Raw genomic sequence first — 13858 nt, 5'->3', positions numbered from 1 at the left:
CCGGGGCCGGGTCGGCGGGTGGCGGGCTCAGCCGGCGGCGGGAACCTTCTCCGGTGCGGTGGCGGTCCGGCCCGCGGGGACCGGGGCGGTCTTGGACCTGCGGGGCACGAGGAGGGCCAGCGCGGCGGCGAGCGCGACCGCTCCGGCGCCGATCCACAGGGCGGGAACGGTGCCGTCGGTGAAGGCCTGCGGGGACTCGTACCCGCCCTGGGCGGAGAAGACGGAGGCCAGGACGGCGACACCGAGGGCTCCGCCGAGCTCGCGCAGGGCGTTGTTCGCGCCGGAGGCCTTGCCCTGGTCGGCGGGGCGCACGGTGGACATCAGGACGTTGGCCGCCGGGGCGAAGTAGAGGGCCATGCCGATCCCGCTGAGGATCAGCGGCGGCAGCTGCGCGGCGTACGAGACGTCCGTGCTGAGGATCGCGGCGAACCAGCCGAGGCCGAGTGCCTGGAACGCCAGCCCGGCGGCGACCACGGGGCGACCGCCGATGCGGTCGGAGAGTATCCCGGCCAGCGGGGCCACGATCATCGGCATGCCGGTCCAGGGAAGCATCCGCAGGCCGGCTTCGGTGGGCGAGTAGCCGGCGACGCCCTGGAGGAACTGGCTGAGCAGGAAGATCGAGCCGAACATGCCGAGGAACATCAGCAGGCCGGCCAGGTTGATCCCCAGGAAGCCGCGGTCCCGGAAGAGCCCCATGGGGAGCATCGGGTTCGCGTGGGTGGAGCCGTGGAGGACGAATCCCGCGACGAGGGCGGAGCCGAGGGTCAGGCCGGTAAGGACGGGCGCGCTGGTCCAGCCCTCGGAGTTGGCGTTGACCAGGGCGTAGACGATGCCGAAGAGGCCGCCGCTGATGAGCAGGGTGCCGGGGACGTCGAGGCGGGCGCCCGGGGCGGTGGACTCGGCGAGGCGCAGGCGGGCGAGCGGAATCAGGGCCAGTCCTGTCGGCACGTTGAGCCAGAAGATCCACTGCCAGGAGATGTGCTCGGTGAGGCTGCCGCCGATGAGGGGGCCGCTGGCGACGGCGAGGCCGGTGACGGCGCCGTAGATGCCGAGGGCCATGCCGCGCCGGGCCGCCGGGACGGCGGCGGTGAGGAGGGTCAGGGTGAGCGGCATCATGACGGCGGCTCCCACGCCCTGCACGGCACGGGCGGCGATGAGCGCGTCGATCCCGGGCGAGAGGGCGGCCGCGGCGGAGGCGCCGGTGAAGACGGCGAGGCCGGCGATGAACAGCCGGCGGCGGCCGAAGCGGTCGCCGAGGGCCGCGCCGAACATGAGGAGGACGGCGAAGGTGAGCGTGTAGGCGTTCACCGTCCATTCCAGGTCCTCCAGCCCGCCGCCGAGGTCCGCGCGGATGGCGGGGAGCGCGGTGGTCACGACGAGGTTGTCGAGTGCGGCCATGAAGCTGGCGACGCCGGTGAGGACGAGGGCCCACACGGCGGGCCCTCGGAGCTTGGTGCCGGAGTCCTGGGCGTGCATGATTCCCCCTGCGAGTTGTTAGTTATTACTGACTAACTTTCCTGGCCATGGGAAGGCGCCCGGGCGAGCCCGCGCGTTCACCTCTCCAGGCGGCCGGTGATGCGGGCCGACGGGTAGAACCCTTCCCAGACCCGGTGGTCGAACGGGAAGCCCATGGCGGCCAGGACGTTGATCAGCATCCCGTAGGCCATGAAGGTCGTGGTCTCGTTCGGGTCCGCCCCCAGCGGCAGGTGGGCGGTGTCCCACAGTTCCATCCAGCCGGCCCTGACGACCTCGCCGAACTCGTGGTCGCCGGCCGCCTCGGCCGCGGCCACGGCGACGTACATCTGGAGCTGCATCTGGAGCTTGTCGGGGTCCTCGGTGATCAACCGGGTGTACGCGTTGGCGATGGCGTGCTGGGCCTCCTCGCCGTGCAGTCCTTCGACGGCGGAGGCGAAGAGCTCCCGGGTCTCCTTCAGGCAGCGCTCGCACGCGGCCAGGAAGATGGCCTGCTTGTTGGGGAAGAGCCGGAAGAGGTACGGCTGGGAGACACCCACCCGCTTGGCGATCGCCTCGGTGGAGGTCCCGTGGTATCCGCCCCGGGCGAACTCGTGCACCGCCGCACGAATGACGCTCTCGCGTCGCTCGTCTGCGCTCATCCTTGCCATACGGCGAAGTTAGTACTCAATCACTAACTTCGTCAAGGGTCGTCGTGGCGCTCTGCGAAGCAGAGGCCGGGGGCATGGCCGAGCCGAGGGGGCGCGCCGCCGGGCCGGGGCGGTGGGGCCGCCGGGCCGGGAGGCCGGCGGCCGGGAGGCCGGCGGCCGGGCCGGGAGGCCGGCGGCCGGGAGGCCGGCGGCCGGGCCGGGAGGCCGGCGGCCGGGCCGGGAGGCCGGCGGCCGGGAGGCCGGCGGCCGGGCCGGGAGGCCGGCGGCCGGGAGGCCGGCGGCCGGGCCGGGAGGCCGGCGGCCGGGCCGGGCGCCGAGGGGGCGGGCACACCGCACCCTCGCACGCCCCGGCCCGCACTCGTTCAGGCCCTGACGTTCAGGCCTTCACACTCCTCAGGCGAGCGCGACCACCGCGCGGGACATGCCGAGGACCTTCTGGCCCGCGCTCATGGCGGTCAGGTCGACCCGCACCCGGTTGTCGTCCAGCTTCGCCGCGACCTTGGCGGTGACCTCGATCAGGCCGCCCTGGTCGTCGTTCGGGACCACGACGGGCTTGGTGAAGCGCACGCCGTACTCGACCACCGCGCCCGGGTCGCCCACCCAGTCGGTGACCACGCGGATCGCCTCGGCCATGGTGAACATGCCGTGGGCGATCACGTCCGGCAGCCCGACCTCCTTGGCGAACTTCTCGTTCCAGTGGATCGGGTTGAAGTCGCCCGAGGCGCCGGCGTACTGGACGAGCGAGGCGCGGGTCACGGGGAAGGACGCCGCGGGCAGCTCGGTGCCGACCTCGACGTCGGAGTACTTGATCTGCGCTGCCATGTCAGGCCTCCTCGGGGGCGCGGGAGACGAGCTTCGTCCACGCCGTCACCACGTGCTCGCCGGTCTCGTCGTGGACCTCGCCGCGGACATCGATGATGTCGTTGCCCGCGAGCGACTTCACGGCCTCGATGGTGGAGGTCACCGACAGACGGTCACCGGCACGCACCGGGCGGGAGTACGCGAACTTCTGGTCGCCGTGGACGACGCGGCTGTAGTCCAGGCCCAGCTGCGGGTCCTGGACAACATCGCCGGCCGCCTTGAATGTGATGGCGAACACGAAAGTCGGCGGAGCGATCACATCCGAGTGGCCGTAGGCCTTCGCCGCTTCGGGGTCGGTGTAGACGGGATTGGCGTCACCCACAGCGACCGCGAATTCGCGGATCTTCTCCCGGCCGACCTCGTACGGATCGGTGGGCGGGTAGCTCCGCCCCACGAAGGACTGGTCGAGAGCCATGACTCACTACCTCCTGTTGAAGGGACACGAAACACACAGAGACAAAGACTGGAGAGATTGGGTGTGAAAACGACACGAGGCCGCCCCCAATGAAGGGGACGACCTCATGACGGTGCCTGTTATTCGAGACTTCGCTGGGGTCAGCGGGTCTCGCGGTGCGCGGTGTGCGAGTTGCAGCGCGGGCAGTGCTTCTTCATCTCCATGCGGTCCGGGTTGTTACGCCGGTTCTTCTTGGTGATGTAGTTCCGCTCCTTGCACTCCACGCAGGCCAGCGTGATCTTCGGGCGGACGTCGGTGGCAGCCACGTGAGTGCTCCTTGACGGACTATGGGACGGATGAACGCATAAAAGAGTAGCCGATCGGGAGACCGACCCCGCAATCGGCTACTGTGGGTAGCGGCGACCGGACTTGAACCGGTGACACAGCGATTATGAGCCGCTTGCTCTACCGACTGAGCTACGCCGCTTTGATGTGATCAGCTCCCCACCCGAGGGTGGGGAACCTCTCTCACCAGAGCCCCAATGCGGAATCGAACCGCAGACCTTCTCCTTACCATGGAGACGCTCTACCGACTGAGCTATTGGGGCGAGCGATGAAGACATTACACGGTTGCCCGCCGATCGCCCAAATCCTTTGCGGGAGCAGGGCTCCGAGGGGGTTCGGAAGCCCTTCTCGATCAACCCGCAGACCACTGGAACCCCACTTCTGCCGAAGTTTGTGTGCGAGCTCACACATCGCGCGCTCCCCGGGTACCGCGAGGGCGGCACGGACGGCGGGGACGGCGGCGGGCAGTACGGGGGCGCACGCGCGGGCGCGGCCGCCGGGCACCACACCGGTACGACTATTGCCCTCTTCCGTGAAGCGGAGTGCACCGCGCCCTAGGCTCTGACCACGCTGCGTGATCTTGGGCCACGGGCCGCGGGCCGCGGCCACGGCCCCAGGAACCGCCCGAGCCACCGCAGGAGCGCGATGTCCGACAGCCAGCCGCAGCAGCCGTCCCCGTCCCGCCGCAGCGGCAACGGCAGCGCGGCCGCCGCCGAGGCCACCACCCTGCTCCTCGCCGGGGCCCGCCTCACGGACGGCCGTACCGTCGACGTCCGCCTCGGCGGCGGCCGGATCCAGGCCGTCGGAACCACGGGCAGCCTCTCCTCCTCCGTGCTGTCCCGGGTCGACCTCAACGGCTACCTGCTGCTTCCCGCCCCCGCCGAGCCCCACGCCCACGGGGACACCGCGCTGACCGCCGACGGCGACGGGCCCGTCTCGTACGCGCCCGACGAGGTGCAGCGCCGGGCCACCGAAGCGGCACTGCTCCAGCTCGGGCACGGCGCGACCGCCATGCGCTCCCACGTGCGCATCGGCGACATGTACGGTCTCGGCCCCATGGAGGCCGTGCTCCAGGCCCGGCGTTCCCTGCGCGGGCTCACGGACCTGACCGCGGTGGCCGTCCCCCGGCTGCTGACCGGGGTGGCCGGGGCGGAGGGACTCGCCATGCTGCGGGACGCGGTGAAGATGGGCGCCTCGGTGATCGGCGGCTGCCCGGACCTGGATCCGGACCCGACGGGCTTCCTCGAAGCCGTCCTGGAGCTCGCCGACGAGCACGGATGCCCCGTGGACCTGCACACGGACGGTGACGACCCGGCCCGCCTGGCCCGGCTCGCGGCGATGGCGGGCGGTCTGCGGCCCGGGGTGACCATCGGCCCCTGCGGGGGCCTGTCCCGGCTCCCGCTGGACGCGGCCGCCCGCGCCGCCGACCAGCTGGCCGCGGCCGGCGTACGGGTGACCTGCCTGCCCCAGGGCGACTGCGCGGCCCTGGAACGCCGCGGCCTGCGCGCCGCCCCCGTACGGCTGCTGCGGGGCGCCGGCGTACGGGTCGCGGCGGGCAGCGGGGCGCTGCGGGACGCCGGGAACCCGGTCGGCCGGGGCGACCCGCTGGAGGCCGCGTACCTGCTGGCCTCCCAGGGCGGCCTGCGCCCCGGCGAGGCCTACGACTGCGTCAGCGCCTGCGCCCGCGAGGCCATGGGCCTGCCGGAGGTGCGCGTGGAGGCCGGCTTCCCCGCGGAGCTGCTCGCCGTGCGCGGGGACAGGATCGCGGGCGTGCTGTCCCTCGCGTACAGCCGGATCGTGGTCCACCGCGGGCGGGTGGTGGCCCGTACGAGCGCCGTACGGGAGTACTGCGACTCCGCCGTCGCGGTGGCCCTGGACCTGCCCCGGCAGGGCCGTACGGAGTCCGGCCCCTAGTGGGTGCCTTGCCGACGGGCCGGGCATGATCGGCGCGACACCCCCCGGGGGGTGTCTTCCCAGGGCGGGGGCGCCCGGCTCGTCGTACCGTCGGGGCATGCGCATCGTCATCGCGGGTGGACACGGTCGGATCGCGCTGCGGCTGGAGCGCCTGCTCGCCGCGCGCGGGTACGAGGTCGCGGGCATCATCCGCGATCCGGAGCAGGGCGACGACCTCAGGGAGGCGGGCGCCGAACCGGTGCTCTGCGATCTGGAGTCGGCCACGGTGGAGCATGTGGCGGGGATCCTGCAGGGTGCGGACGTGGCGGTGTTCGCGGCGGGCGCCGGCCCCGGCAGCGGTGCCGCACGCAAGGACACGGTGGACCGGGGCGCGGCGGTGCTGTTCGCCGACGCGGCCGAACGGGCCCGGGTGCGCCGCTTCCTGATGGTCTCTTCGATGGGCGCCGACGCCCATCACGAGGGCGACGAGGTGTTCGACGTCTATCTGCGGGCGAAGGGTGAGGCCGACGACCACGTCCGGACCCGGCTGGGCCTGGAGTGGACGGTCCTGCGCCCGGGCTCGCTGCTCGACGACGCAGGCAAGGGGCAGGTCCGCCTGGAGGTGCGCACAGGCCGAGGGGCCGTCCCGCGCGACGACGTGGCGGCGGTGCTGGCCGAGCTGGTGGAGACACCCGCGACGGCGGGCCTGACCCTGGAGCTGATCTCCGGCTCGACCCCGGTCGAGGTGGCCGTGAAGGACGTGGCGGGCAACTGACGGCCCGGCGGGCAGGCCGGCTCCGGGCCGGCCTCCCCGCCGGCGGCTCAGAACTGCGCTTCCACCTTGTCGTCGGAGCGTCCGACCGAGTCCTGCTGGTAGCGGCTCTCGTACGCGTCGCGGATGCGTTCGATGCGCCCGCTGCGGTCGTCGGCGTCCTTCTCCGGGTACAGCAGGACCACTTCGTAGGACGTCTCGCGGACGATCTTGCCGTTCTCGCCGCGCCACTGGCCGTACCCGTCGTGGAGGGTCAGCCCCTCGGGGAAGGCGGGGGTAATCTCCTGGTCCAGGAACCGCATGAACTCCCGCTCGGCGACCGGGCCCCCGCCGTCGGTCCGTTCGGTGCCGAAGTACAGCCGGGTCTCCCGGTAGGGCTCGCCCACGTCCGTATGCAGGGCGGCTCCCATCAGAGCCGGAATCCCCGCGCCGAGCAGGGCGATGAGTACCCCGCCGCCGACCTTCCCCCGCGTGTCAGATGTCCATTTCACCCCCGGAGAACGACCGCGGGCCCCCGACGATGCGCCGACGGTGCGGCCGGCGCCGGCTCCCCTGCGGCAAAAGCATCCCCTTCAGCCACCTCACTGCGGCACAATCTCGGCACGGTGCAAGCGAGTTGTCCGTACAGCGGGCAGCTGGCCGTACCAGCCGAACGGGGGCGCATGTTGATCAACGGGCCCATCCCGATCCCTCCTCAGCTCGATCTCCCGCCGAGCCGCCGGAGCTTCTTCAGACGGCTGCGCCGCGTCTGGCGGTCACGCAAGGCGCTGAAGGGGGTGACGCAATGGATCCTGGACTGGGGGCTGCCGCTCACCTTGTGCCTGGCGGCGCTGTACGTCTTCGCCGTGCGGGCGACCAGCCCGAGCAGCGTGTACCGCGTGTTCACGTTGATCGACGCGCCCCGGCACTGGCTCCTGTGGACCGCCTCGCTGGTGGGCTGGCTGCTCGTCCCGGCGATCATCGGTGGCTTCGCCGGCCACGTGATCGCCGAACGCATCAGCCGCGTGAAGTCGATCTCCACCAACACGCTCTTCCAGCAGCGGAAGCTGAGGCAACGCCTCCGGCCACCAGGCCTGATCGACAACCTGAGCTCCTACTTCCACGGCTCGTACGCGCGACAGGACTTCGTGGACGGGTGGGTCCGGGTAGCGCACCGTAACGACTGGGCGAAGGCTCAAGATCACTGGGAGGTGTACGTCAGGGACATGATGTCGACCCAGCAGTACGCTCATCTCGATCGGCACGAGTGCCTGCGGCAGGCCCAGAACACGGGGAAGATGGCCTTGGGCTTCACCGCTCGCACAGGCCTCTGCATCGTGTGCGAAAGGAGGCGGTGAGCCGTGCGCTCCGAGGACGCGGTCGAGATCGTGCGGGCTTCTCTGGCGCTGGCCTTCCCGACGGCCAGCGCGGAGGGCCTCACCCGGGCGGCCGAGACCGTCATCCGCTGGGGGACCGAAGAGGTCGCCGAGGAACTCAACGCCGGCTTGACCACACGAATGCTGCTGGATCTCCTGCAGGTGGCGGGGATCCCGCCGGAGGACTTCCGCCTGGCGGAACCCGATCACCCGTTCGCGGACCCGGCCGCCTACCGGACCTGGTCGCGCACCGAGGGCATGCCCCTGCTGCCCCTCCTGCCCAGACCGCCTGACGATCCGACGACCCCCCACGGCCCTTCGCGGCCCGACGGCCCATCCGGACCGGACGGACGGGACGGACGGCCTCGGCCGGACGGGCCGTCCGGGGCGCCCCCGCAGCAGTGACCGGCGGAGCACCTGCGGAATCCGCGGCGTGGGGCGAGCCCGCACGCCGCTCCGGCCCGCATAAACGAAATGACCCTTGATCACGTTTCCGCAGATCAAGGGCCATCTCTATCGCGTGGCGGCGCCAGGATTCGAACCTGGGTAGGCTAAGCCGACGGATTTACAGTCCGCTCCCATTGGCCACTCGGGCACACCGCCATGGGATGTCGCCTTCGAGGCCGCGTGTCCGCGGTTCTCCCTGGCAACGACGTAAACGATACCTGATGACCGGGGGTGCTCCGCCACCGGATTGATCAGCGCCGTGGGTGGGTGCGGTGGCTAGGCTTTGCCGAGCGGTCCGGGGATGTCCGGCCGCGCCCTCCGGGGTGATCGCAATCGACTTCAAGGAGCCACAGCACATGGCCGACTCCAGTTTCGACATCGTCTCGAAGGTCGAGCGGCAGGAGGTCGACAACGCCCTCAACCAGGCCGCCAAGGAGCTCTCGCAGCGCTACGACTTCAAGGGCACCGGCGCCACCATCGCCTGGTCCGGCGAGAAGATCCTGATGGAGGCGAACTCCGAGGAGCGCGTCAAGGCCGTCCTCGACGTCTTCGAGACCAAGCTGGTCAAGCGCGGGATCTCGCTCAAGGCGCTGGACGCCGGTGAGCCGCAGCTGTCCGGCAAGGAGTACAAGATCTTCGCCACGATCGAGGAGGGCATCTCCCAGGAGAACGCCAAGAAGGTCGCGAAGATCATCCGGGACGAGGGTCCGAAGGGCGTCAAGGCCCAGGTCCAGGGCGACGAGCTGCGCGTCAGCTCCAAGAGCCGCGACGACCTCCAGGCCGTCCAGGCCCTCCTCAAGGGCAAGGACCTGGAGTTCGCGATCCAGTTCGTGAACTACCGCTGACCCGGGTCCTCGACCTGCCACCACGCCGGCCCGGCGGTCTTCACCGACCGCCGGGCCGCGGTGGTTGCGGGGTGCGTGGGGCGTGTGTGCCGGGCGTGTGCGGCGCACGCGCTGGCGCGGGCCCCCATGGGCACTTGGGCGGCGGGGAGTGCGCCCAGCACGGTGGTGTCATCACATCACCGCGTGGCAGGGGGTTCTCGCATGCCTGGGGCCGGCACGTTTCGCGCGGACTTCGGGGCGTCCGTCGTCGTCGCACTGGTCGCCGTCCCCCTGTGCGTGGGGGTGGCGGTCGCCTCCGGGGTCCCCGCCGAGCTGGGGATCGTCACCGGCGTGGTCGGGGGGCTGGTCACCGGCTGGTTCCGCGGGAGCTCCCTCCAGGTGAGCGGGCCCGCTGCCGGGCTCACCGTGCTCGTCTACGAGGCGGTGCAGGCGTACGGCGCGGCCGCCCTCGGGGTGCTGGTGCTGGCCGCCGGGGCGGTGCAGGTGGGCATGGGGGTGCTGCGGCTCGGGCGGTGGTTCCGGGCGATCTCCGTGGCCGTCGTGCACGGCATGCTGGCCGGCATCGGGCTCGTGCTGATCTCCGGGCAGCTGTACGCCCTGGGCGACGCGGAGGCCCCCGGGCAGACCCTGGCGAAGCTGGGCGGGGTGCACGGGCTGGCGGCGCGGGCCGACTGGGCCGCGGTGCTGCTCGGGGCCGGGACCATCGCCGTCATGGTCGCGTGGCGGCGGGCGCCCGCCCGTCTGCGGCTGCTGCCCGGCGCGCTGGTCGCGGTGGCCGCCGCCACCACCGCGGCCGCCCTGCTGCGGCTGCCCGTCGAGAAGGTGCGGGTGACGGGGGTCCTGGATGCCGTGTCCCCGCCCGGCTGGGCCGAGTTCGAGGTGCTGGCCTCCCTCGGCGCGGTCGGGACGGTGATCGCGCTGGCGCTGATCGCCTCCGCCGAGACCCTCTTCAGCGCCGCCGCCGTGGACCGGATGCACGACGGACCCCGCACGGAGTACGACCGGGAACTGATCGCCCAGGGCGTGGGCAACAGTGTCTGCGGGCTGCTCGGGGCACTGCCGATGACCGCCGTGATCGTCCGCAGCGCCGCCAACGTGGAGGCCGGCGCCCGCACCCGGGCGGCCCGCGTGATGCACGGCGGCTGGCTGCTGCTCTTCGCCGTGGCCCTCCCCCAGGTACTGGAGAGCGTGCCGCTCGCCGCTCTGGCCGGGGTGCTCCTGTACGCGGGATGGAAGCTGCTGCCGGTCAGGGCGGTGGCCGCACTGTGGCGCACGCACCGGGGCGAGGCGGTGGTGCTGGTCACAACGGCCTGCGCGATCGTCGCCACCAACCTCTTCGAGGGGGTGCTGGTCGGGCTGGGGCTCGCCATCGCCAAGGCGGCCTGGGAGACCTCCCACGTGCACGTCGAGGAGGTGTGGGAGGACGGGGAGCTGTGCGTGCGGGTCATGGGGAACGCCAGCTTCCTGCGGCTGCCGAAGCTGCTCGACGCACTGGACGCGCTGCCGCACGGGCAGCCGGTCCGGCTCGACCTGAGCGGCCTGCGCCACCTCGACCACGCCTGCCTGACCGCCCTGGAAGGGTGGGAGCGCACCCGAGCGCCCCTTCCCGGCCGGGAAGGCGTCATCTAGCCCCGTTACCCTCCGCTGGTGACGGATGAGTTGAAGCGCACCCTGGGGGTAGCCGACGCGGTCGTCGTCGGGCTCGGCGCGATGGTGGGCGCCGGGGTGTTCGCGGCCTTCGCCCCGGCCGCGGGAGCGGCGGGAGGGGCGCTCCTCGCCGCTCTGGCGGTGGCGGCCCTCGTGGCCTACTGCAACGCGCACTCCTCGGCGCGGCTGGCCGCCCGGTATCCGGCCTCCGGGGGCACGTACGTGTACGGGCGGGAGCGGCTCGGCCCCTTCTGGGGCTATCTGGCCGGCTGGGGGTTCGTGATCGGCAAGACCGCGTCCTGCGCGGCGATGGCACTGACGGTGGGTGCCTACGTGTGGCCCGGGCGGGAGCACGCCGTGGCCGTGGCGGCGGTGGTGGCGGTCACGGCCGCGAGCTACGGCGGTGTCCAGAAGTCCGCCCGGATCGCCCGGCTGATCGTGGCGGCGGTCCTGGCGGTGCTGGCCGGGGCGGTAGTGGTGTGCCTGTCCTCGGGTGCGGCGGCACTGGAGCGGCTGGGCGGCCCGGACTGGACCCCCTTCGGGCTGCTGCAGGGCGCCGGCCTGCTGTTCTTCGCCTTCGCGGGCTATGCCCGGATCACCACCCTGGGTGAGGAGGTGCGGGACCCGGAACGGACCGTCCCGCGGGCGGTGCCGATCGCGCTGGGGATCGCCCTGCTGGTGTACGCGGCGGTGGGGGTGGCGCTGCTGTCGGTGCTCGGCGTCGAGGGGCTGGCGGGGTCGTCGGCGCCGCTGGCGGACGCGGTCCGGGCGGCGGGCGGGCCGGAACTGGCGCCGGTGGTCCGGGTGGGCGCGGCCCTGGCCGCGCTGGGTTCCCTGCTGGCCCTCGTTCTCGGGGTGTCGCGGACCGTACTGGCGATGGCCCGGGACGGCCATCTCCCGCGCGCGCTGGCCGCCGTACATCCCCGGCACAGGGTGCCACACCATGCCGAGCTCGCGGTGGGGGCGGTCGTGGCGGTGCTCGCGGCCACGGCCGATCTGCGGGGCGCGATCGGTTTCTCCTCCTTCGGCGTGCTCGCCTACTACGCGATCGCGAACGCCTCCGCGTGGACTCTCGATTCAGGTGTCAAGGGGCGGGCCGTGGCGGCGGTCGGGCTGTCCGGCTGTGTGGTGCTGGCGTGTGCGCTGCCCCTCGCGTCGGTGGTCGCGGGGGCTGCCGTACTGGCTCTGGGCGCGTTGGCGTACCAGGTGCGCGGCCGGCTCAGATCCGGGAGGTGAACTCCGCCCAGGGAACCGGTTCCAGGTCGTGGTCCTCCCCCAGTGCGGACTCCTCGCAGAACCACGCCGTGCCGTCGAGCCAGCCGCGCAGCCAGCCCGCCAGGCTCGGGGCGTCGACGGACCAGGCCAGGTCGGGCTCCCCGGGATTCGGGTCGAACAGCAGGACCTGGGCCGTTGCGGATCTGCAGTCGACGCAGGCGTACACGGCGCAGCCGAGGTCGGCGACGGGCAGGACCCCCTCGGGCCACCGCCAGCCGGAGGCGCGTTGCGCCTCGTAGGCGGCGAGTGCCTGACGCAGTGGCAGCAGCCCGTGCTCCGGGCCGAATCCGCCGTCCGCGACGCGGGTGTAGAGCCGGGCGAGCAGGGGCGGCAGGGCGAAGCCGAGTATGCCCTGGGCGCGGGTGATCTCCCCTGCGCCCAGGGGCGCCGGCAGGGGCTCTGCATGCTCTTCGCGCCCGTGCGCGGCGTTGCGCGCACGGGCTGCGACTTGCTCCAGCAACTGCTCGGTCTCGTTCATGCGTTCATGGTGACGCACCCCACCGACAGCCGCCCCGGCCTGTGGACAACTCCTGACCGGGCCGCGTCAGACGTGTCTCACCGCGCGGCGAACGGGGCGTCCGTGGGGACGATTTCGCGGCCCAGCGGGAGCAGGGAGAGCGGGACCATCTTGAAGTTGGCGATGCCGAAGGGGATGCCGATGATCGTGACGCAGAGCGCGATGCCGGTGACGATGTGGCCCAGGGCGAGCCACCAGCCGGCGAGGACGAGCCAGAGCACGTTGCCGACGCAGGATCCGGCGCCGGCGTCGTGGCGCTCGACCGTGGTGTAACCGAACGGCCAGAGGGCGTAGACGGCGATGCGGAAGGCGGCGATGCCGAACGGGATGCCGATGATGGTGATGCAGAGGAGCACACCCGCGAGCACGTATCCCAGGAACAGCCAGATGCCGCTGAGGATGAGCCAGATGACGTTCAGGATTGTCTTCATCGGCGTCGGCCTGCCATCTGTTCGAGCCGGGCGATCCGCTCGGCCATCGGGGGGTGGGTCGAAAACATCTTGCTCAATCCCTGACCGGGGCGGAAGGGGTTGGCGATCATCATATGACTCGCCGTCTCCAGCCGTGGTTCGGGCGGCAGCGGGAGCTGCTTGGTCCCCGCGTCGAGTTTGCGCAGGGCACTGGCGAGGGCCAGCGGGTCCCCGGTGAGCTGGGCGCCGGAGGCGTCGGCCTCGTACTCGCGCGAGCGGCTGACGGCCAGCTGGATCACGGACGCGGCCAGCGGGCCCAGGATCATGATCAGCAGCATGCCGAGCAGACCGGGGCCCTCGTCGTCGTTCGACCTGCCGACGGGGATGAGCCAGGCGAAGTTCACCAGGAACATGATCACCGAGGCGAGTGCTCCGGCCACCGACGAGATGAGGATGTCGCGGTTGTAGACGTGGCTGAGCTCGTGGCCGATGACCCCGCGCAGCTCGCGCTCGTCGAGGATGCGCAGGATGCCCTCGGTGCAGCAGACCGCGGCGTTGCGCGGGTTGCGGCCGGTGGCGAAGGCGTTCGGGGCCTCGGTGGGCGAGATGTACAGGCGTGGCATGGGCTGGCGCGCGGACGTGGAGAGCTCGCGCACCATGCGGTAGAGCTGGGGTGCCTCGAATTCGCTGACGGGACGGGCGCGCATCGCGCGCAGAGCGAGTTTGTCGCTGTTCCAGTAGGCGTAGGCGTTCGTCCCGAGTGCGACGACGACGGCGACGATCAGGCCGGTCCGGCCGAAGAAGCTGCCGATGAGGATGATGAGTGCGGACAGCCCGCCGAGGAGTACGGCGGTCTTGAGCCCGTTGTGCCGGCGGTGCACGGTACGCCCTCCAAGTGGTTCGGCAGGGGAGCCCGTCATGGATTTGAGGGTCTACGGTCCAGTGGACCCTCCCTTCCTGGTCAACGCGAGGTG

Annotated in this window: 16 protein-coding genes and 3 tRNA genes; 7 read left to right on the top strand and 12 right to left on the bottom strand. The window is 71.9% G+C overall.

Annotated elements, in window-relative coordinates; translation table 11 throughout:
- Window positions 1-27: 27 nt before the first annotated feature.
- The 7 genes from AB0F82_RS08240 to AB0F82_RS08210 form a co-directional block, all read right to left on the bottom strand.
- Window positions 28-1476, bottom strand: coding sequence for an MFS transporter (locus AB0F82_RS08240; protein ID WP_362625033.1), 1449 nt, complete (start codon window positions 1474-1476; stop codon window positions 28-30).
- Between the two features lie 77 nt (window positions 1477-1553).
- Window positions 1554-2123: a TetR/AcrR family transcriptional regulator gene (locus AB0F82_RS08235; RefSeq protein ID WP_362625031.1), complete on the bottom strand. Its 570-nt coding sequence runs from the start codon at window positions 2121-2123 to the stop codon at window positions 1554-1556.
- Between the two features lie 393 nt (window positions 2124-2516).
- On the bottom strand, window positions 2517-2945 hold the full coding sequence (locus AB0F82_RS08230; RefSeq protein WP_356812073.1) for a MaoC family dehydratase: 429 nt from the start codon (window positions 2943-2945) through the stop codon (window positions 2517-2519).
- 1 nt (window position 2946) lies between these two features.
- Entirely contained in the window at window positions 2947-3399 is a 453-nt protein-coding gene (locus tag AB0F82_RS08225; RefSeq protein ID WP_356812072.1) for a MaoC family dehydratase N-terminal domain-containing protein, read from the bottom strand.
- Window positions 3400-3539: 140 nt separating this feature from the next.
- A complete protein-coding gene (rpmG, locus tag AB0F82_RS08220) occupies window positions 3540-3704 on the bottom strand; it encodes a 50S ribosomal protein L33 (protein WP_007265873.1) in 165 nt (54 codons plus the stop codon).
- A gap of 88 nt (window positions 3705-3792) precedes the next feature.
- Window positions 3793-3865, bottom strand: a tRNA-Met gene (locus AB0F82_RS08215).
- Between the two features lie 48 nt (window positions 3866-3913).
- A tRNA-Thr gene (locus AB0F82_RS08210) sits at window positions 3914-3986 on the bottom strand.
- A gap of 382 nt (window positions 3987-4368) precedes the next feature.
- Between AB0F82_RS08210 and AB0F82_RS08205 the strand changes: the two genes are divergently transcribed.
- Both AB0F82_RS08205 and AB0F82_RS08200 read left to right on the top strand, forming a co-directional pair.
- Entirely contained in the window at window positions 4369-5637 is a 1269-nt protein-coding gene (locus tag AB0F82_RS08205) for an amidohydrolase family protein (protein WP_362625028.1), read from the top strand.
- 97 nt (window positions 5638-5734) lie between these two features.
- Window positions 5735-6391, top strand: a complete 657-nt coding sequence (locus tag AB0F82_RS08200) for an SDR family oxidoreductase (protein WP_356812069.1) — start codon at window positions 5735-5737, stop codon at window positions 6389-6391.
- Window positions 6392-6438: 47 nt separating this feature from the next.
- Here AB0F82_RS08200 and AB0F82_RS08195 read toward each other — a convergent pair whose 3' ends face one another.
- On the bottom strand, window positions 6439-6879 hold the full coding sequence (locus AB0F82_RS08195; RefSeq protein ID WP_362625026.1) for a DUF3574 domain-containing protein: 441 nt from the start codon (window positions 6877-6879) through the stop codon (window positions 6439-6441).
- Window positions 6880-7164: 285 nt separating this feature from the next.
- Between AB0F82_RS08195 and AB0F82_RS08190 the strand changes: the two genes are divergently transcribed.
- Both AB0F82_RS08190 and AB0F82_RS08185 read left to right on the top strand, forming a co-directional pair.
- The gene (locus AB0F82_RS08190) at window positions 7165-7725 is read left to right on the top strand and encodes a DUF6313 family protein (protein WP_362625024.1); all 561 of its coding nucleotides are present in this window, start codon (window positions 7165-7167) and stop codon (window positions 7723-7725) included.
- 3 nt (window positions 7726-7728) lie between these two features.
- Window positions 7729-8148 carry a hypothetical protein gene (locus AB0F82_RS08185; protein WP_362625022.1) on the top strand — a complete coding sequence of 140 codons (420 nt, stop codon included), beginning with the start codon at window positions 7729-7731 and terminating at the stop codon, window positions 8146-8148.
- Between the two features lie 116 nt (window positions 8149-8264).
- On the opposite strand, the gene AB0F82_RS08180 is transcribed toward AB0F82_RS08185, so the two are convergent.
- Window positions 8265-8346 (bottom strand) — tRNA-Tyr (locus AB0F82_RS08180).
- Window positions 8347-8546: 200 nt separating this feature from the next.
- On the opposite strand from AB0F82_RS08180, the gene AB0F82_RS08175 reads away from it, so the two are divergent.
- The 3 genes from AB0F82_RS08175 to AB0F82_RS08165 all read left to right on the top strand — a co-directional run bounded on the left by AB0F82_RS08175 (window position 8547) and on the right by AB0F82_RS08165 (window position 11918).
- Entirely contained in the window at window positions 8547-9035 is a 489-nt protein-coding gene (locus tag AB0F82_RS08175) for a YajQ family cyclic di-GMP-binding protein (protein ID WP_356812065.1), read from the top strand.
- Between the two features lie 201 nt (window positions 9036-9236).
- The gene (locus AB0F82_RS08170; protein WP_362625020.1) at window positions 9237-10664 is read left to right on the top strand and encodes a SulP family inorganic anion transporter; all 1428 of its coding nucleotides are present in this window, start codon (window positions 9237-9239) and stop codon (window positions 10662-10664) included.
- An 18-nt stretch (window positions 10665-10682) separates the two neighbouring features.
- The gene (locus AB0F82_RS08165) at window positions 10683-11918 is read left to right on the top strand and encodes an APC family permease (protein ID WP_362625018.1); all 1236 of its coding nucleotides are present in this window, start codon (window positions 10683-10685) and stop codon (window positions 11916-11918) included.
- On the opposite strand, the gene AB0F82_RS08160 is transcribed toward AB0F82_RS08165, so the two are convergent.
- The 3 genes from AB0F82_RS08160 to htpX all read right to left on the bottom strand — a co-directional run bounded on the left by AB0F82_RS08160 (window position 11902) and on the right by htpX (window position 13765).
- Complete coding sequence (locus AB0F82_RS08160; protein ID WP_362625016.1) at window positions 11902-12435, bottom strand: SMI1/KNR4 family protein; 534 nt, start codon at window positions 12433-12435, stop codon at window positions 11902-11904. The genes AB0F82_RS08165 and AB0F82_RS08160 overlap by 17 nt on opposite strands.
- 77 nt (window positions 12436-12512) lie before the next feature.
- Entirely contained in the window at window positions 12513-12905 is a 393-nt protein-coding gene (locus AB0F82_RS08155) for a YccF domain-containing protein (RefSeq protein ID WP_356812061.1), read from the bottom strand.
- A complete protein-coding gene (gene htpX, locus AB0F82_RS08150; RefSeq protein WP_362625328.1) occupies window positions 12902-13765 on the bottom strand; it encodes a zinc metalloprotease HtpX in 864 nt (287 codons plus the stop codon). Before htpX ends, AB0F82_RS08155 begins: the two co-directional genes overlap by 4 nt.
- Window positions 13766-13858: the final 93 nt, after the last annotated feature.

Source organism: Streptomyces virginiae (genome assembly GCF_040638905.1).
Taxonomy (GTDB): domain Bacteria; phylum Actinomycetota; class Actinomycetes; order Streptomycetales; family Streptomycetaceae; genus Streptomyces; species Streptomyces virginiae_B.
This window is presented reverse-complemented; position numbering and strand designations above follow the sequence as displayed.

Bases quoted from the DNA above. Each gene is read 5' to 3' on its own strand.
- AB0F82_RS08175 (WP_356812065.1), top strand. From the start codon at position 8,547: ATGGCCGACTCCAGTTTCGACATCGTCTCGAAGGTCGAGCGGCAGGAG.
- AB0F82_RS08155 (WP_356812061.1), bottom strand. From the start codon at position 12,905: ATGAAGACAATCCTGAACGTCATCTGGCTCATCCTCAGCGGCATCTGG.
- AB0F82_RS08240 (WP_362625033.1), bottom strand. From the start codon at position 1,476: ATGCACGCCCAGGACTCCGGCACCAAGCTCCGAGGGCCCGCCGTGTGG.
- AB0F82_RS08200 (WP_356812069.1), top strand. From the start codon at position 5,735: ATGCGCATCGTCATCGCGGGTGGACACGGTCGGATCGCGCTGCGGCTG.
- AB0F82_RS08235 (WP_362625031.1), bottom strand. From the start codon at position 2,123: ATGGCAAGGATGAGCGCAGACGAGCGACGCGAGAGCGTCATTCGTGCG.
- AB0F82_RS08170 (WP_362625020.1), top strand. From the start codon at position 9,237: ATGCCTGGGGCCGGCACGTTTCGCGCGGACTTCGGGGCGTCCGTCGTC.
- AB0F82_RS08225 (WP_356812072.1), bottom strand. From the start codon at position 3,399: ATGGCTCTCGACCAGTCCTTCGTGGGGCGGAGCTACCCGCCCACCGAT.
- AB0F82_RS08205 (WP_362625028.1), top strand. From the start codon at position 4,369: ATGTCCGACAGCCAGCCGCAGCAGCCGTCCCCGTCCCGCCGCAGCGGC.
- AB0F82_RS08230 (WP_356812073.1), bottom strand. From the start codon at position 2,945: ATGGCAGCGCAGATCAAGTACTCCGACGTCGAGGTCGGCACCGAGCTG.
- AB0F82_RS08160 (WP_362625016.1), bottom strand. From the start codon at position 12,435: ATGAACGAGACCGAGCAGTTGCTGGAGCAAGTCGCAGCCCGTGCGCGC.